Here is a 17,387-nt window from a genome sequence, read left to right as displayed (position 1 = left end):
GTTTTATAGAACAAAGAGATACGTTTGGAGACGCGGATGAAAAAGTTTTTAATTGCCCCATCTATTCTGTCAGCCGATTTTGCCCGTTTGGGTGAAGATACCGCCAAGGTGCTCGCGGCCGGGGCTGATGTTGTGCATTTTGATGTGATGGACAATCATTACGTTCCTAATCTGACCATCGGGCCGATGGTGTGTCAGGCCCTGCGTGACTATGGTATTACCGCGCCGATTGATGTGCATCTGATGGTAAAACCGGTTGACCGTATCGTCCCGGATTTTGCCAAAGCGGGTGCCACGTATATTTCATTCCATCCCGAAGCCTCTGAACACGTCGACCGTACCTTACAACTGATCAAAGAGAATGGCTGCAAGGCGGGCTTGGTGTTTAACCCTGCTACGCCGCTGAGTTATCTTGATTATGTAATGGATAAGCTGGATGTCATCTTGTTGATGTCAGTTAACCCCGGTTTCGGCGGCCAGTCATTTATTCCTGAAACACTGAATAAGTTACGTCAGGTACGTAAATTGATTGATGCCAGTGGCTATGACATTCGCCTGGAAGTGGATGGCGGGGTGAAAGTCGACAATATTCGCCAGATTGCGGCGGCTGGTGCTGATATGTTTGTAGCGGGTTCAGCTATTTTCAGCCAACCGGATTATGCTGCGGTGATTGATGCTATGCGCAGTGAGCTGGCGATGTCTGCTCATGACTAAATTCGATACTATCCGTGGTGTGGCGTTCGATCTGGACGGTACATTGGTTGATAGCGCACCAGGCCTTGCCAGTGCTATTGATATGGCGTTGCAGCATCAAGGCTTACCGGTTGCCGGTAACGCACTGGTATCCACCTGGATTGGCAATGGTGCTGATATTTTGGTCGAGCGTGCGTTACGCTGGGCAGGTCATGAGCCGGATGCTCAGTCAGTCACACATACCCGTGAGCTGTTTGATCACTATTATGCCAAAACGGTTGAACAGGGGAGCCAGCTATTCCCGCAAGTGAAAGCTACGCTGGCTCAACTGGCAGCCCATGGTTTGCCGATGGGGCTGATTACCAATAAGCCGACGCCGTTTGTTGCTCCTTTGCTGGCATCACTGGGTATCGCAGATTATTTCTCAGTAATTATTGGTGGCGACGATGTGGTAGTGAAAAAACCGCATCCGGCCCCGCTCTATTTACTGTTAGCTAAACTTGGCCTTCGCGCCAGCGAAATGCTGTTTGTCGGCGATTCGCGTAATGACATTATGGCTGCGCAGGCCGCGGGTTGCCCTTGTATTGGGCTGACCTATGGATATAACTACGGCGAAGCTATTGCCACCAGTCACCCCGATTGCGTGCTGGAGCATTTTGCCGATCTGTTGCCCGCCATCGGGCTGTCGTCTTTAAAAGATCAGGATGTATAAAATGAGTAAACCCACTGAATTAACCACTGTATCCAGTAAACCAATCAAGCCTATCGTATTTAGCGGCGCGCAACCGTCCGGCGAATTGACCATTGGCAATTACATGGGTGCGCTGCGTCAGTGGGTACAGATGCAGGATGATTATGAGTGCATTTATTGCATCGTTGATCTGCATGCCATTACTGCCCGTCAAGATCCGGCGCAGTTACGCAAAAGAACCTTAGATACGTTGGCGCTGTATCTGGCTTGCGGTATCGATCCGAAAAAGAGTACGATTTTCGTTCAGTCCCATGTGCCTGAACACTCTCAGCTAAGCTGGGCGCTGAACTGCTATACCTATTTTGGTGAATTGAGCCGAATGACTCAGTTCAAAGATAAGTCAGCCCGCTATGCTGAAAACATTAATGCCGGTTTGTTTGATTATCCTGTATTGATGGCGGCGGATATTTTGCTCTATCAAACTAATCAGGTGCCAGTCGGTGAAGACCAGAAGCAACATCTGGAGCTGAGCCGCGATATCGCTGGTCGATTCAATGCGTTGTATGGTGATATTTTCAAAATCCCTGAGCCGTTTATTCCGAAAGCCGGTGCGCGGGTAATGTCTTTGCTAGACCCGACCAAAAAGATGTCTAAATCTGATGACAATCGCAATAACGTCATTGAACTGCTGGAAGATCCGAAATCGGTGGTTAAAAAGATTAAGCGCGCGGTGACGGACTCAGACGAGCCAGCAGTTATCCGTTATGACGTAGAAAAGAAAGCCGGTGTTTCTAACTTGCTGGATATCTTGTCAGGTGTGACGGGTCAGTCAGTTCCTGAGCTGGAAGCACAGTTTGAAGGCCAGATGTATGGTCATTTGAAAGGTGCCGTGGCGGATGCTGTCTCGGGCATGCTGACAGAGCTACAGGCGCGTTATCACACTTATCGTGAAGACGAGGCTTTCTTGCAGGAAGTGATGCGTGAAGGGGCTGCCAAGGCGCGTGCTCGCGCGCAACAGACATTAGCTAAAGTGTACGACGCTATCGGTTTTGTCGCCCATCCGTAAGACTCAATAATATGAAGGGGGTTTGCCCCCTTCATCAGCAAGGTTTCCTAACCCACCTTTTCTACCTGTTCCGCTGTTTTGCTGTGATCAGTACTGGAGAACCAATTCAGTTTTTCACGTAAACGGACCACGCTACCGACGATGATCAGGCTAGGGCTGTTGACCTGCTGGGACAGTAATCCCAATTGGCTCAGTTCGCCGCTGACTACACGTTGATGCCGCGAGGTGCCATTTTCCACCAATGCCACAGACGTGGTAGCCGGCATCCCATGTTGAATCAGTTGCTGCTGAATTTCTCCCGCCTGGGATAACCCCATATAAAACACCAGCGTTTGTTTCTCTGCCGCCAGATTGGCCCAATCTAATTGAGCGTCTTTTTTGGCATGACCGGTAATCAAACGCACACTTTGCGCATGATCACGGTGAGTCAGGGGTATCCCGCTGTAGGCGGAGCAGCCGGAAGCTGCGGTAATTCCCGGCACTACCGAGAACGGAATCCCCGCTTCTGCCAGTGTTTCCAACTCTTCGCCGCCACGGCCAAAAATAAACGGGTCACCACCTTTCAAGCGTACCACTCGTTTACCCTGCTGTGCCTGTTGCAATAGGAGCTGATTGATACTTTCTTGCGGAACGCAATGGTAGCCGGACTCTTTTCCGACAAAAATCCGCTCGGCATCGCGCCGTACCAGATTCATCACCTCATCAGACACCAACCGGTCATACACCACCACGTCTGCTTGTTGGATCTGCTGTAACCCTTTTAACGTCAGCAAACCGGCATCTCCCGGCCCGGCACCCACCAGAACCACCTCACCGCGATCACTCAGCGGCGCATTGAACAGATGCTCAATATGTTGTTCGATTTGTCGCTGATCGTCGTTAGCCAATGATTGCGCCAGGCGGTCGTGAGTAAGCAGTTTTTCCCAAAAGCGGCGGCGATCGGCCATCGCGGTAAAATGTTGCTTCACCCGCTGGCGCAAATTGCCCGCCAATTGTGCCAATTGGCCCAAATGCTGTGGCAACATTGCCTCGAGTTTTTCGCGCAGCAAGCGCGCCAATACAGGGGCTTTACCGCCGGAAGATATCGCTATCATAATCGGCGAGCGATCAATGATGGACGGCATGATAAAGCTGGTGCGTTTCGGGTCATCCACCACATTGCAGAACACCCGCTGTAGATTGGCGCTCTGATAGACCAAGGCGTTGACTGCCACCTGATCAGTTGCTGCAATCACCAGCCACTTCTCTGCCAACAAATCCGGTACAAATTCGCCGCAGACTAATGTGAGCAGCCCCTGTTCCGCCCAGTGGTGAAACTGTGGCGTAAACTCACAGGCATTGACGGTAATTACCGCACCCGCATCCAGCAGCAAGCGAGCCTTGCGTTCGGCAACTTCACCACCGCCGACCAACAGGCAGGCTTTATGTTGCAGTTGGCAGAAAATCGGGAAGTAGTCCATCGGCAATCCTTCAGTCTAGGGGCGGAAGTGGCTATTGATAAGTTCAGTGATTGAAGGGGCGACCATACCCCGTGGCGCTTCGATGGTTTACACCGAATGGCTCCAACGGCACGTTTCCCCTTAATCAACATTCTCAGTACGTTACTGTTTCACAGCTTGCGGCGCGTTAACTGCCGCAGGTTGCGGGCGGTTTTCCCGTGGTGTGGCATACCAGTAGCCAAGGCCCATAAAGACTGCGCCTGACAAGGTATTACCCAGGGTTACCCACAACAGGTTGTGACCGATGCCACTTAAGGTGTAGGCCTCGCTATGATTACCAAACCAAGACAGGGCAAACAGTGTCATGTTGGCGACAGAGTGCTCGTAGCCTGAGGCAATAAAGGCCAGTAAACACCACCAGATAGCGATAAATTTGGCGGCACCCTCCACACGGATTGCCATCCAGATCGCCAGACAAACCAGCCAGTTACATAATACACCTTTGAAGAATAAGGTCATAGCGGGCGCAGAGGTTTTTGCTAATGCCGCGGTGTGTACCAAGCTGGTATCCACCGACAGCAGGTTACCGCCACCGTAGTAATAGAGCAGAGCCACAAAAACGGAACCCAGTAGATTTCCCAGCCAGGTTTGTGGCAATACTGCCCACATCTGGCTGGATTTGATGGTGCCGGCCTTCACACCGAAAGTCAGGAACATGGTGTGACCGGTGAACAACTCGGAACCCGCAATAATGACCAACGTCAGCGCCAGGCCGAAGGTGGCTCCCATTACCAGTGGGCGGTAAGCAGGATCGATTAGGTTACCCAGTGTGAAAATCAGAATAATGCCAAGGCCGACGTAGGCACCGGCCATTGCTGAGCCAATCCAGAAACCCAACGGGCTTTCTTTTGATAACTTGACGATGCGAGCCGCGTTGGCGGCGCATTTGTTGATCGTATCTGTATACATACTCATACCTGTGATCGAGAGTTATTTTATGGTTATCTGGTACTGACCGGATAACTGTTATTTATCACGCTTTGACTTGCACCATGCCGTCGCGAACTCGCACGTCATAATGGGCAACTGAGCGACTTTCATCTTCCAGACAGAAACCATCATGCAGGCGGAAGTGTTGCTTTTTCAGCGGACTGGCCACCCATAGATCACCTTGATGTTCCGCGATTAATCCGCGTGATAACACACTGGCCTGTGCGAAGGGATCTATATTGCTAATGGCAAAGAGTTGTTCGTCAGCATAAGGGCGGAAAACCGCGACATGCTGCTCACCGATCAAGCCGCATACGCCGCTACCGGGTAAAATATCGTTTAATGGACAAAGTGGAATCCACTGGCTCATACGTTATCCTCCAATTCCAACACCCGGACTGGGATACGCTCATCTGGGCGCGCTGGGCGATGTTGTTCACGTTCAGGTACCACTTGTACATTCGGGTCGCGTAGCGGGCTGTTAATGAAGTGGGCAAAACGAACCTGTGCTGCTGGGTTCTCAACCGTCACTTTCCATTCACAGGTCACTTTGTCGCGTAGGCGGGCAATATCGGCTTCCAACTGGTCGTTAATAGCTAACTTGTCGTCGAGGATCACGGCGCGCAGATAATTAATGCCGCCTTCCAGACTTTCCAGCCAGACGGAGGTGCGTTGCAGCTTATCGGCGGTGCGGATGTAGAACATCATAAAGCGGTCGAGGTAGCGCATCAGGGTCTCTTCATCCAGATCCGCTGCCAGCAGGTCAGCATGACGTGGCTTCATACCGCCGTTACCACAGACATACAGGTTCCAACCATTTTCGGTGGCGATAATTCCGACATCTTTACCCTGAGCTTCCGAACATTCACGGGTACAGCCGGATACGCCAAACTTCATTTTATGCGGTGTGCGAATGCCTTTGTAACGATGCTCCAGCGCCACACCAAAGCCGACGCTGTCGCCGACACCAAAGCGGCACCAGGTACTGCCAACGCAGGTTTTTGCCATACGTAGGGCTTTGGCATAGGCGTGTCCGGTTTCAAAACCGGCTTCAATGAGTTGCGCCCAGATAGCGGGCAGGTCATCTTTTTGCGCGCCAAACATCCCCACCCGCTGAGAGCCGGTCAGTTTGGTATACAAATTATAGTGTTTGGCGATACGGCCAATGGCTAACAGGCCATCCGGTGTGATTTCCCCGCCCGGTGAGCGAGGGATAACCGAATAGGTACCATCTTTCTGAATATTACCGAGGAAGTTATCGTTGGTATCCTGCAACGGCGTGTGTTGCGGCTCTAAGATATACTCATTCCAGCACGATGCCAGCAGTGACCCTACGGTTGGCTTACATACTTCACAACCGTAACCTTTACCGTATTTCTCCAGCAAGGCATCGAAGGACTTAATCCCTTCAACCCGAATCAGGTGATATAACTCTTGGCGCGAATAGGCAAAGTGTTCACACAAATGATGGTTAACTTCAATGCCTTGCTTACTCAGTTCGGCATTCAGTACCTGGGTGACCAGCGGAATGCAACCGCCACAACCGGTACCGGCTTTAGTGGCGGATTTCAGTGCGGCAACGGTGTGGCAACCCTGGCCGATAGCCTGAATGATGTCGCCTTTAGTCACATCAAAACAGGAACAGATTTGCGCGCTGTCCGGTAGCGAGTCCACGCCCATTGCCGGTTTGCTACCCGCATGGGCCGGCAGAATCAGGCTGTCCGGGTTTTCTGGTAATTCGATGTTGTTCAGTGCCAGTTGCAGCAAGTTGCCATAATCGGTGGTATCACCCACCAGCACTGCCCCTAACAGGGTTTTGTTATCTGCGCTAACCACCAGACGTTTATAAATTTCTTTACTTTCATCCAGATAAACGTAGCTACGAGCACCCTCAGTGCGGCCATGAGCATCACCAATCCCACCGACATCCACGCCCAGTAGTTTCAGTTTGGCACTCATGTCGGCACCGTGGAAGGCGTTTTCGCGGCCAAGTAGATGGTCTGCGGTGACCTGCGCCATTTTATAGCCCGGCGCGACTAAGCCAAAGGTGCGCTCTTGCCATGAGGCACATTCGCCAATGGCGTACACATCAGGGTCGGAGGTTTGGCAATAATCATTGATAGCAATACCGCCACGGCGCGCGGTGGCTAAGCCGCATTGGTGTGCCAGTTTGTCTTGTGGGCGGATACCGGTGGAGAAGACGATAAAATCTACTTCTAACTGGCTACCATCGGCAAACAGCATGGTTTTGCGGCTGTTTTGGCCTGAATGAATAATTTCTTGGGTATTTTTACCTGTATGGACTCTGACCCCCATGCGTTCAATCTTCTGGCGTAGTTGGTCACCCCCCATCGGATCAAGCTGTTCGGCCATTAATACCGGTGCAAACTCAATGACATGGGTTTCAACGCCAAGGCTTTTCAGGGCACCAGCGGCTTCCAACCCTAACAGCCCGCCGCCGATAACCGCGCCACGTTTGCTACGGCGAGTACAAGACTCAATCGCATTCAGATCTTCAATGGTGCGATAGACAAAGCAATCTTGCCCTTCACTGCCTTTAATCGGCGGGATCCACGGGTAAGAACCGGTTGCCATAATCAGCTTGTCGTAATACAGCGTACGGCCACTGTTGGAATGGATCACTTTCTCGGTGCGATTAATAGTGATGGCACGTTCGCCAACCAGCACTTTTACACCGTGCTTTTCATAAAAGCCTTCACGAACCAGTGATAACTCTTCCGCAGTGTGGTGGGAGAAGTAAGAAGAAAGATGTACCCGGTCATAAGCGATGCGCGGTTCTTCGCAAAATACGGTTATCTCAAATTGGTCTTTATCTGCTTTATCTAATAAGTCTTCGATAAAGCGGTGGCCGACCATACCGTTGCCGATGATGGCAAGTTTGACTTTGCTCATTTTTGCCTCAATTTTTAATTTTCTACGCTTACAGTAATCCTCCCTACACCGCACTTCTTGATGTAAATCAATTTGCTTTCCATATACCTCTAAGGTGGTAGATGGATGATTTTTAACGATTTTTGATAAGTTGCGGATTTCATTCATCTTTAGCTGAAAGGTTTCAGTTTTAGATTTTAAATGACGGGAAAAGAAAATCGGGCAGCATACTGTTGGTCGGGTAAGCTAAAGCAAATAGCTTTTGGTTATGACCAGAATATAAAAGGGATCATGGAGGCATCGATGACAACGCAATCCTTACCAAATCACTTACTCACCACTATCAATAATGTGCGGCTTGCCGGGCAAGCGGGCTTTTGGCAGATAACTATCGCGGAGGGCAAAATCAGTGCTATTAGCCCGCAGCCGGAACAGCAGACGGTTGGCGCCGGGGTGCTGGATGCGCAAGGTGGGTTGGCATTGCCGCCTTTTATTGAGCCACATATCCATCTGGATACCACCCAAACGGCCGGGCAACCGAGCTGGAATCAGTCAGGTACTCTGTTTGAGGGGATTGAGCGCTGGGCAGAGCGCAAAGCCTTGCTCACGCGCGAGGATGTTAAACAGCGGGCATGGCAGACGTTGAAGTGGCAAATCGCCAATGGTATTCAGCATGTCCGTACCCATGTGGATGTTTCCGATCCTAGTCTGACGGCACTCAGTGCGATGTTAGAGGTAAAAGAAGAAGTCAGCCCATGGGTGGATATGCAGATTGTCGCTTTCCCACAAGAGGGGATTCTCTCTTATCCCGACGGTGCCGCGCTGTTGGAAGAGGCGCTGCGACTGGGAGCTGATGTGGTTGGGGCCATCCCTCATTTTGAATTCACTCGCGAATATGGTGTTGAATCTCTGCATATCGCCTTCGCCTTAGCACAGAAATATCAGCGGCTGGTAGATGTGCATTGTGATGAAATTGATGATGAGCAGTCACGTTTTGTTGAAACAGTGGCGGCCTTGGCGCACCGGGAAAATATGGGGGCGCGCGTTACCGCCAGCCACACCACAGCAATGCACTCCTATAATGGGGCTTATGCTTCCCGGCTATTTCGTCTGTTGAAAATGTCCGGTATCAACTTTGTCGCCAATCCATTAGTGAATATTCATTTACAAGGGCGCTTTGATACTTATCCGAAACGGCGTGGTATTACGCGGGTTAAAGAGATGTTGGCGGCAGAAATTAATGTCTGCTTCGGCCATGACGATGTATTCGACCCGTGGTACCCGCTAGGCACTGCCAATATGCTGCAAGTCCTGCATATGGGGCTACATATTTGTCAGTTGATGGGGTATAGCCAAATTAACGATGGGCTGAATCTGATAACCACCCACAGCGCCAGGACAATGCATTTATCTGATTATGGCTTGCAGCCAGGTAATAGCGCTAACCTGATTATTCTGCCCGCAGAAAATGGGTTCGATGCCGTGCGGCGACAGGTGCCAGTGCACTATTCCATTCGTCATGGAATGGTGATTGCCAAAACCCAGCCAGCCGAAAGCCGCATATATCTGGGGCAGGAAGAGGTAGTGAATTTTAAATAGGCGCTGCCCTGCAACCGTGATGGCGGCAGGGCAGTAAAACCGATAAATCAGTCAGTCACATGGCCGTGGCTGCGGTGCTTGGTGAAGAAGCCCAGAATCAGACACATCACAAACACTGCCAGGTACAGGCCGTTTGCTGTTGCCAGCGCGGCATGAACACCACTGTTGGCGACAATCGGGCCAGTCACCACGAAGGTCAGCATGGTACCGACAGTACCGCAGGTCAGGATGAAGTTAACCAGTTTTGGCGAAGAGACTTTGGTTTGCAATGAACCCAGAGTAATCAGTGTGGTGTAAATTGCACTGGAAACAAAACCCAACGCCAGAATGTAGTAGCTCAGGTATTGTGGGTTATCGGTGCTGACAAACAGATACATCGCCAGTGTTGCCAGTGCCGCCAGTACAGTTACGATGCGTTGTAGGTCAAAGAAGCGCAGGATAAAGCTGAACACCCACATCCCAATCATATAAGAGATCCAGAAGTTACTGACCAGTTGGCCAGCCTGACTGATATCCATATTGAACGTTTTGGTAGCGTATTCCGGTACCCACTGGATAAAACCAAGTTGGCCAAGGATATAGCACAATGCGGCAATCGACAGGAACAGCACGCCAACCCCCCATTTCTCTTTCGCGACCGGTTTGCTTTGATCAGCGGCTTTGTGGCCCAGAACTGGGAACTCAGAGCACAGTGTTAGCACAAAAATACCGACATACAGCAGGCCGATACAAGCGTACACCCAGTACCATTCGATATGGCGTGCCAGCAGCATTGCGGCGGCGACAGGGAAAATCATCCCAGCCATACTGAAGAACGAATCGGTAAACAGCAGGCGTGAACCGCGCTGACGCCCCTCGTACATATGGGTTATCAGGAAGGTACCAATCGACATGGTTATCCCGCTGACCACCCCGAGGATGAACATGCTGATTGAGAAGACCATTAGATTATGGCCAACCATCAATCCGGCGATAGCAATCAACATCAGAATAAAGCCAAACACCAACTGGCGTTTTAATGGAATGATTTCCATTAACCAGGCATTGAGGAAGATGGAGATTAAAATACCCGCGTTAAGGAAAGTAAATGTGTTACTCATACTGGCAATAGGCAGATTGAAATACTCTGCGATATTCCCCATCACCATCCCGGTGACAATAACTAACGCACCAGTAAGGGCGTAAGAGAAGTAACTGATCCAAGTGAGCCGAATGCGATTGCTGTTATTCATAAATAGGCCTGTGCGTCAGTATCAAATAAATAAAGAGTTAAAGACAGATAATTGCTAAAAACGGACATAGGGCTAAAAGGAGGTCAAACCGGTTTTCAGCACTAAGGCGGCGGATCCTAGCACAGGCATAGTGAGTTTTTGTGATTTACATTCAACTTTTAATGTAATGACTGAAAAGCAATTGCGAATAATAGTGAGCCGTCACAGATTACGATGCGGCCTCAAATGATAAAGATTCTTAATTCTATTAAAGTGTGGGTCGTGTTAAGGTTGCTTCAGGTATGATTTGCCCCGCTTGTAGATCAGTAAAAACTCATATACCGGTCGCCCTTCAAGATACAGGGGTGTTGGCAGCCCTTGCTCAGCCCAGTCACTTAGTTATCTAAGCTGCAGGGGATTTGCTCGGTTGCCGTCTACCTGCATCTCAAAGTAACTTGGGTATAAAACTATTAATAAAACAGATAATTAATCCGCCTTACTTTCTTTTTTTCATCGATATAAAGGAATTTATCGTGATGAGAAGCGTGAACACCGATGTAACACCAACGGCGATAGGCTGCCGTTGAGCCAAATTCTTTATCAAAGAAGGCGCTTTTCTGCCTGGTTGGGGATAGCGGCGATCCTGATGTTATTTATCGCTCCGGTGGTTTCAGTTTCACTGGCGCTTTCGTATGAGCAAAAAACCATCTCAACGATGAGTGTGAGTGCTGCTAAGGCCAATTGTGCTATGGATATGGCGCATCACGCTGACCATCAACAGAGCCAGGCAACGGCCCAACATAGCAATACCGCACAGGCCGGAGGCGGTCATGATGGCATGATGATGGATCATGCAGCTTGTGGTTATTGTGTATTACTGACTCATTTGCCCCTACTGAATACAGCTTCCAAAGCGGATATTCGCTCTGCACTACTGTTAGCCGAGATCCCTCCGCCGTTATTTATCTATTGGTTAATTATTCAAGATACCTATTCAGAGAGCCAACCACGCGCACCACCTGCCTTTTATTCCTGATAATCCGATAAAAAATAAAAACCATTTTTCTGGTGTGGATAAATACTCACCGGAGTAATTTGTATTGCCCAAGGAATAATTATGTCTGGCAAGAGTAAAACCTATAAAAAAACATTATTAGCATGCGCAGTAACCGCTGCTTTTTCGGTATTTGCCTTAAATACCGTTGCCGCTACGCATGATCATCTGATGACTCATGATCCGGTGGCGAATAACACCATCAACGATAGCAGTGATAAAAAACTCAATGATGCTGATGTCATAACTGTTAGCGCGCCTCTTCATTCGCCGCTGGTTATCGTGACCTCGCCTAAAGCGCCGCGCCAACCTGTTCCCGCCAGTGATGGGGCTGACTATCTGAAAACTATCCCCGGTTTCTCGCAAATCCGTAATGGGGGTACCAATGGGGATGTGGTGTTCCGTGGCATGTTTGGTTCACGGATAAAAATTCTGACAGATGGTGGGGAAACACTGGGGGCCTGCCCATCAAGGATGGACGCGCCCACATCCTATATTTCACCAGAGAGTTTTGACCTGCTGACCGTAGTGAAGGGACCACAATCGGTGTTGTGGGGGGCTGGTGCTTCCGCCGGTACTATTTTGTTTGAGCGGCAACCCCCTCACTTTGACCAGGCGGGCATCAAAGGGAATGCCAGTCTATTGGTGGGCTCTAATGGTCGCTGGGATAAAAATCTCGATACCAGTTTAGGTAACGAGCAAGGCTATTTGCGCATGATGGGTAATCAGTCTCAGGCTGGTGATTACAAAGATGGCAATGGGGCGCGGGTGCCCTCGAAATGGGATAAATGGAATGCCGATATCGCCGTGGGCTGGACACCAGACAGCGATACGTTGCTCGAGCTAACGGCGGGTAAAGGTGACGGTGAAGCAAGGTATGCCGGGCGCGGTATGGACGGTTCCCAGTTCTTGCGCGAGAGTCTGGGCGCACGCTTTGAAAAAACAAATATCGGTGACGTGTTGGATAAAATTGAAGCCAAAGTCTACTACAATTATGCCAATCACATTATGGATAACAATACCTTACGCACACCACCGATGATGGCGATGTCCAGTAATGTGGACCGGCGCACGATGGGGGGCCGGGTCATGGGCACTTGGTTGTGGCGGGATCTGAAATTGGAGGCGGGTACTGATTTGCAAACCAATACGCACCGTAAAAATAAACAAGGCCATTGGGATAAAGATGCTCGCTTTACCAGCAACGGCTTGTTTAGCGAACTGACCTGGAGTGCCAGCGATCAGGATAAACTGATTACCGGTGCCCGCATTGACCATCATGAAGTCACCAATTATGCCCGTGCTTTTCAACCGACACGCTCTGCAACGCTCCCCGCCGGTTTCATGCGTTTTGAGCATAATCTGGCTGACTTACCGGTGATGTGGTACGCCGGTTTGGGCCATACGCAGCGTTTTCCTGATTATTGGGAGCTATTTTCGCCGACGTTCGGGCCTGTTGGCTCCAGCAGTGCTTTTGAGGGGGTGAAGAGTGAAAAGACCACTCAACTTGATATTGGCGCGCAATACAATGGTAAGCAGCTCAACAGTTGGGTCTCTGCTTATCTTGGTCGGGTCAATGATTTCATTTTGTTCAAGTATGACCCGAACAATCTGCGCATCAGTCAGGCAGATAATATCAACGCAACTATTATGGGGGGTGAGATGGGGGCCGGCTATGCCTTTAACGACAATTGGAAAGCTGACGCCAGCCTGGCTTATGCCTGGGGGAAAAATACCAGTAATCATCGTCCGTTGCCGCAAATCCCTCCCCTTGAAGCACGGTTAGGATTGACGTTTGAAGCAGGGGATTGGAGCAGCACGGCATTATGGCGGTTAGTCAGCAGCCAGCACCGGGTCGCGATTAACGAAGGGAATGTGGTAGGTAAAGACTTTGCTGATAGTGCGGGCTTCGGTGTGCTGTCTGCCAATGTGGCTTACAAGGTTACAAAACAAGTCAAAGTCAGCACTGGTATCGATAATCTACTGAATAAAGCGTACAGCGAGCACCTCAATCTGGCCGGTAATAGTGGATTTGGGTACTCGGCTAATACGTCGTTGAATGAGCCGGGTCGAACTCTTTGGGCAAAGTTGAATGTGACGTTTTAATAGAGCGACCCTTGGTACGTGAAGCAATAGGGGTGTTAGGCACGCAGTCGCATCACTTATTCATGTGAGTGATGCGGGTGATGAGCCTCTGATAAGGTTTATTCTGTGCCAGCAACGCCAATAACATTCGCTATCTTCATGAACGAAAAGAGAGATAAGCAGGAAAGAGCGATAACTTGCCACCGGGGCTGACTAGCGGAGTTGTTTCGGTGGCATAACAGAATCGCGCATAATAATTGTTGGCGGGAAACTGGCACTGGGGAGCTGCGGATTAATCAACCACTGGGTGGCGAATTGCGCCATTCCAACAATCGGGAAATGCAGACTGGTTAATGCCGGACTAACAAAAGGAGCGCGTTCGCCACTGTCATAGCAAATCAATGAAATGTCCTGTGGCACCTGCAAATGGTGTTTATTAATAGCCAACAGCGCGCCGATTGCCATTTCTTCGTTACAGCAATAGATAGCGGTTGGTAGGCGAGGCCGCTTTAAGATCTCGTCCGCGCGTTGATAGCCACTTTCCAGATCGTAAACGCCTTCCACACAGGCGGTAGGTTCTAAACCTGCGAGTTGCATGGCATCCAAAAAACCCTGACGGCGTAACACACTGGAATAGCGCTGAGAAGAACCACTGATACAGGCAATATGACGGTGGCCTGCATCGATAAGTACCTGAGTCGCCATCTGACTCGCATGCCGGTGATCAAAGGTCACACAGCGGGATTCAAGACCGGGAACCATCCTGTCTAATAACACAAATGACCGGCCTGCCGCTGCAAGTTGTTGCAGTTTCTCGTCACTGAGAAAACGTACATGGAGGATTAAACCATCGCAGCGTAAGTTATACAGGCGCTGAATTGCCTGCCACTCTTTATCAGCATTATCCCGCCCTTGGGTGACCAATAACTGCTTACCCTGTGATTCTGTTTCGGTTTGTACGAAGTCCATCAACGCGCCAAAAAAGCCACCGCGATATGAGGTTGTCACCAACCCCAAGGTATTACTTTGGCTGGAAGCCAGTGCACGTGCGGCAGGGTTTGGGGTGTAACCCAATACCGCGACCGCTTGTTCAACCTTTTCGCGGGTCAGGGTTTTGACATTGGTATCACCGTTGACCACGCGGGAAACCGTAGCGCGGGAAACCCCGGCTAATACCGCGACGTCTTCCAGTGTAACCATTTCATGCTCCTGTTTAGGCTAAAAGTAACCCTTGGCTATTGAGGCCGCAGGGGGTTAGCGGCGTTCGTGACTCACTCCAGACCGCAGCAATCAGCATTCAAATCTGCCGATTGGTCACCCGAATCGCTTGATTGCGCAAGTTCATCGGGATTTGTGCGGGTTATCTGGCTATAACGCCTATAGCGTTGGGTATAAAGTCAGAACCCGCAACAATAGTTAATTTACCATCACAGTTCTGTGAACTGAGGCAAGTAAGGTTTATTTACCTGTAGAACTTCCTCCAATAGTGGCTGAGCAATGCTGGCGTTAGCAATCAGTGGGTTAGTCACTAACGCCAACAAGGCACTACGACGGTCACCGTGAACCGCAGCTTCAATAGTCAGGCGCTCGTAGGCTTTTACTTGCTGGGTCAACCCATGCATAGCAACAGGTAATGGGCCGAAGGTGAGTGGGTGTGCACCTTGTGCATCAACAATACAGTTAGTTTCTACTACTGAGCCGTCAGATAAACCGCGAATTGCACCCCGGTTTGTTGTATTGACAACAAGTTGCGTACCTAAATTATTATGAATGGCACGAATAAGTTCCAGTGCAACTTCAGAATAAAATGATCCGCCACGGAAGCTGAGTTGCTCTGGTTTACTGTCCAAATGCGGATCAGCGTACAGCTCGAACAGCTCTTTTTCTACCTGCATAACTTGTTCCGCACGGGTGCCACGCTCGGCTGCTGCGGCCATCTCTTCTGCCAACATATCCTGAGTCTGATAGAAATAGCGATGATACGGACAAGGAATCGCCCCCATTGCCCGCAGGAACTCTGGCGGCCATGGTGCTTCCTTAATGTTGTTCATGGTTAGTGAGGCCCCGTCACACAACATGTCCAGTACCTCGGCGGTAACATCTTTGCCACGTTGTAACACCTCATGCACCCACACCATATGATTTAGCCCGGCAAAGCGCAGTTGGATATCTTCATAAGGTGCGTGGAGCAAGTTGGCAATCATATGGTGCATGCTGATTGGGACATTACACAAGCCGATGATTTTCGCTTTGCTATAACGTGTCACTGCTTCAGTAACGATACCGGCTGGATTGGTGAAGTTAATGATCCAGGCATCCGGCGCTAACCGCTCAACTCTGGCGGCAATATCAAGCATCACCGGAATGGTACGCAGAGCTTTGGCAAACCCACCAACCCCGGTAGTTTCCTGCCCAAGCAGGTTATATTTCAGCCCTAAACGTTCATCCGCGGCGCGTGCAGGGAGTTGGCCGACACGGAACTGTGTCAGGACAAAACTGGCTCCGGCAATCGCGTCATCCAGTGAGAAGTGAATGCTGACTTTTACATGCTCTAGCCCATGCCGGTCCAGCATTCTTCGGGTTAATGCAGCAATGATTTCCACTTTTTGACGGCCCAATTCGACATCAGCCAGTGCCAGTTCAGTGACCGGTAACTGGTCAATACGCTGAATCAGCCCATCAACCAACTCCGGGGTATAGCTACTACCGCCACCGATAATGGCAATTTTAAAGGTTTTCATCATTTGGCTTCCATATAGATTAATTAGAAATGAGAGCGCTCTCATTTGGAAGCAGACTAGCGATTAACCAAAAACAAAATGAGATGTTTCTCTCAAAAATGGCAGATAAGATAAAGGAAAATAAACAAGACGTGATCCCTATAGCAGAATTCCACTGTTGCCTGGGAGTGCGGGAATGGTTTAATTTGGCTAATTAATCATCATGGTGTGGTTTAACTGCTGAAGAGGCAGCTTTTCAGCCTAAATGCGCATTCTGTTACGTAAAATTCCGTAAATGGGTGGCATTGCGCGGGTCAGCTCTCTAGAATCAAAGCGCTTTTCCGTTGTTCGCATCCTACAGAAAGGAACCGTTAATGTTTAAACGTACTTTAGTGACCTTCATTGCACTTTGTTCCCTTAGCGCCGTGGCCCCCGCAGCGTTTGCTGCCGGTGAGCCTCATGTGTTGTTAACGACGTCAGTTGGGAATATTGAGTTGGAACTCAATAGCCAGAAGGCCCCGGTTTCAACACAAAACTTCGTTGATTATGTTAACAACGGCTACTACAACAACACTATTTTTCACCGTGTTATCCCTGGTTTTATGGTTCAAGGTGGTGGTTTTACTGCTGACTTCAAACAGAAAACTGCTAAAACACCAATCAAAAATGAAGCGGATAACGGCCTGCGCAACCTGCGTGGCACCATCTCTATGGCCCGTACTGCTGATAAAGACAGTGCTACCAGCCAGTTTTTCCTGAATGTGGCAGACAATGCCTTCCTTGACCACGGCCAACGTGACTTCGGTTATGCGGTGTTCGGTAAAGTGGTTAAAGGGATGGATGTGGTAGAGAAGATCTCCCAGGTTCAGACCGAAAATGTCGGCCCGTATCAGAATGTGCCGGTTAAACCTATCACTATCCTGTCAGCGAAAGTTTTACCTTAATCG

The 17,387-nt window shown here is 49.8% G+C and carries 14 protein-coding genes; 7 read left to right on the top strand and 7 right to left on the bottom strand.

The features are described 5' to 3' along the window. The first annotated feature begins 36 nt into the window (after positions 1–36). Genes rpe through trpS form a run of 3 tightly spaced genes read left to right on the top strand, consistent with a single transcriptional unit; the run spans position 37 to position 2,450 of the window. On the top strand, positions 37–714 hold the full coding sequence (gene rpe / locus V2A84_RS17985; protein WP_042568757.1) for a ribulose-phosphate 3-epimerase: 678 nt from the start codon (positions 37–39) through the stop codon (positions 712–714). Beyond that, positions 707–1,405 (top strand): phosphoglycolate phosphatase, encoded by a 699-nt coding sequence (locus V2A84_RS17980; protein WP_083161214.1) that lies wholly within the window; start codon positions 707–709, stop codon positions 1,403–1,405. Before rpe ends, V2A84_RS17980 begins: the two co-directional genes overlap by 8 nt. Before the next feature lies 1 nt (position 1,406). Beyond that, positions 1,407–2,450 carry a tryptophan--tRNA ligase gene (gene trpS / locus V2A84_RS17975; protein WP_083161212.1) on the top strand — a complete coding sequence of 348 codons (1,044 nt, stop codon included), beginning with the start codon at positions 1,407–1,409 and terminating at the stop codon, positions 2,448–2,450. Positions 2,451–2,497: 47 nt separating this feature from the next. Here trpS and cysG read toward each other — a convergent pair whose 3' ends face one another. The 4 genes from cysG to nirB form a co-directional block, all read right to left on the bottom strand. Continuing rightward, positions 2,498–3,910: a siroheme synthase CysG gene (cysG, locus tag V2A84_RS17970; RefSeq protein ID WP_083161210.1), complete on the bottom strand. Its 1,413-nt coding sequence runs from the start codon at positions 3,908–3,910 to the stop codon at positions 2,498–2,500. 141 nt (positions 3,911–4,051) lie between these two features. After that, positions 4,052–4,858: a nitrite transporter NirC gene (gene nirC, locus V2A84_RS17965; RefSeq protein ID WP_083161208.1), complete on the bottom strand. Its 807-nt coding sequence runs from the start codon at positions 4,856–4,858 to the stop codon at positions 4,052–4,054. A 64-nt stretch (positions 4,859–4,922) separates the two neighbouring features. Then, positions 4,923–5,249, bottom strand: a complete 327-nt coding sequence (gene nirD / locus V2A84_RS17960; RefSeq protein ID WP_050087415.1) for a nitrite reductase small subunit NirD — start codon at positions 5,247–5,249, stop codon at positions 4,923–4,925. After that, positions 5,246–7,792 carry a nitrite reductase large subunit NirB gene (gene nirB / locus V2A84_RS17955; protein ID WP_083161206.1) on the bottom strand — a complete coding sequence of 849 codons (2,547 nt, stop codon included), beginning with the start codon at positions 7,790–7,792 and terminating at the stop codon, positions 5,246–5,248. Before nirB ends, nirD begins: the two co-directional genes overlap by 4 nt. Before the next feature lie 282 nt (positions 7,793–8,074). On the opposite strand from nirB, the gene V2A84_RS17950 reads away from it, so the two are divergent. After that, on the top strand, positions 8,075–9,370 hold the full coding sequence (locus tag V2A84_RS17950; RefSeq protein WP_193784747.1) for a cytosine deaminase: 1,296 nt from the start codon (positions 8,075–8,077) through the stop codon (positions 9,368–9,370). Between the two features lie 47 nt (positions 9,371–9,417). Here V2A84_RS17950 and tsgA read toward each other — a convergent pair whose 3' ends face one another. Then, positions 9,418–10,602 (bottom strand): MFS transporter TsgA, encoded by a 1,185-nt coding sequence (tsgA, locus tag V2A84_RS17945; RefSeq protein WP_050087416.1) that lies wholly within the window; start codon positions 10,600–10,602, stop codon positions 9,418–9,420. Between the two features lie 625 nt (positions 10,603–11,227). Between tsgA and V2A84_RS17940 the strand changes: the two genes are divergently transcribed. Beyond that, positions 11,228–11,617: a DUF2946 domain-containing protein gene (locus V2A84_RS17940; protein WP_372568500.1), complete on the top strand. Its 390-nt coding sequence runs from the start codon at positions 11,228–11,230 to the stop codon at positions 11,615–11,617. Between the two features lie 189 nt (positions 11,618–11,806). Further along, positions 11,807–13,741 carry a TonB-dependent copper receptor gene (locus V2A84_RS17935; RefSeq protein WP_442849141.1) on the top strand — a complete coding sequence of 645 codons (1,935 nt, stop codon included), beginning with the start codon at positions 11,807–11,809 and terminating at the stop codon, positions 13,739–13,741. 192 nt (positions 13,742–13,933) lie between these two features. Here V2A84_RS17935 and V2A84_RS17930 read toward each other — a convergent pair whose 3' ends face one another. Together V2A84_RS17930 and V2A84_RS17925 are read right to left on the bottom strand one after the other, a co-directional pair. Beyond that, positions 13,934–14,920, bottom strand: a complete 987-nt coding sequence (locus tag V2A84_RS17930) for a LacI family DNA-binding transcriptional regulator (protein ID WP_442849000.1) — start codon at positions 14,918–14,920, stop codon at positions 13,934–13,936. A gap of 227 nt (positions 14,921–15,147) precedes the next feature. Then, positions 15,148–16,461: a 6-phospho-beta-glucosidase gene (locus V2A84_RS17925; RefSeq protein ID WP_083163947.1), complete on the bottom strand. Its 1,314-nt coding sequence runs from the start codon at positions 16,459–16,461 to the stop codon at positions 15,148–15,150. Positions 16,462–16,814: 353 nt separating this feature from the next. Between V2A84_RS17925 and ppiA the strand changes: the two genes are divergently transcribed. Then, on the top strand, positions 16,815–17,384 hold the full coding sequence (gene ppiA, locus V2A84_RS17920) for a peptidylprolyl isomerase A (protein ID WP_083161196.1): 570 nt from the start codon (positions 16,815–16,817) through the stop codon (positions 17,382–17,384). Positions 17,385–17,387: the final 3 nt, after the last annotated feature.

This window comes from Yersinia sp. 2553 StPb PI (assembly GCF_052217105.1).
Lineage (GTDB): Bacteria > Pseudomonadota > Gammaproteobacteria > Enterobacterales > Enterobacteriaceae > Yersinia > Yersinia enterocolitica_E.
Note: the sequence above shows the minus strand (reverse complement) of the source record. Positions and strands in the feature narration are given on the sequence as shown.

Coding starts and splice junctions, on each gene's coding strand:
- rpe (WP_042568757.1), top strand. CDS start 37: ATGAAAAAGTTTTTAATTGCCCCATCTATTCTGTCAGCCGATTTTGCC.
- V2A84_RS17980 (WP_083161214.1), top strand. CDS start 707: ATGACTAAATTCGATACTATCCGTGGTGTGGCGTTCGATCTGGACGGT.
- trpS (WP_083161212.1), top strand. CDS start 1,407: ATGAGTAAACCCACTGAATTAACCACTGTATCCAGTAAACCAATCAAG.
- cysG (WP_083161210.1), bottom strand. CDS start 3,910: ATGGACTACTTCCCGATTTTCTGCCAACTGCAACATAAAGCCTGCCTG.
- nirC (WP_083161208.1), bottom strand. CDS start 4,858: ATGTATACAGATACGATCAACAAATGCGCCGCCAACGCGGCTCGCATC.
- nirD (WP_050087415.1), bottom strand. CDS start 5,249: ATGAGCCAGTGGATTCCACTTTGTCCATTAAACGATATTTTACCCGGT.
- nirB (WP_083161206.1), bottom strand. CDS start 7,792: ATGAGCAAAGTCAAACTTGCCATCATCGGCAACGGTATGGTCGGCCAC.
- V2A84_RS17950 (WP_193784747.1), top strand. CDS start 8,075: ATGACAACGCAATCCTTACCAAATCACTTACTCACCACTATCAATAAT.
- tsgA (WP_050087416.1), bottom strand. CDS start 10,602: ATGAATAACAGCAATCGCATTCGGCTCACTTGGATCAGTTACTTCTCT.
- V2A84_RS17940 (WP_372568500.1), top strand. CDS start 11,228: ATGTTATTTATCGCTCCGGTGGTTTCAGTTTCACTGGCGCTTTCGTAT.
- V2A84_RS17935 (WP_442849141.1), top strand. CDS start 11,807: ATGACTCATGATCCGGTGGCGAATAACACCATCAACGATAGCAGTGAT.
- V2A84_RS17930 (WP_442849000.1), bottom strand. CDS start 14,920: ATGGTTACACTGGAAGACGTCGCGGTATTAGCCGGGGTTTCCCGCGCT.
- V2A84_RS17925 (WP_083163947.1), bottom strand. CDS start 16,461: ATGAAAACCTTTAAAATTGCCATTATCGGTGGCGGTAGTAGCTATACC.
- ppiA (WP_083161196.1), top strand. CDS start 16,815: ATGTTTAAACGTACTTTAGTGACCTTCATTGCACTTTGTTCCCTTAGC.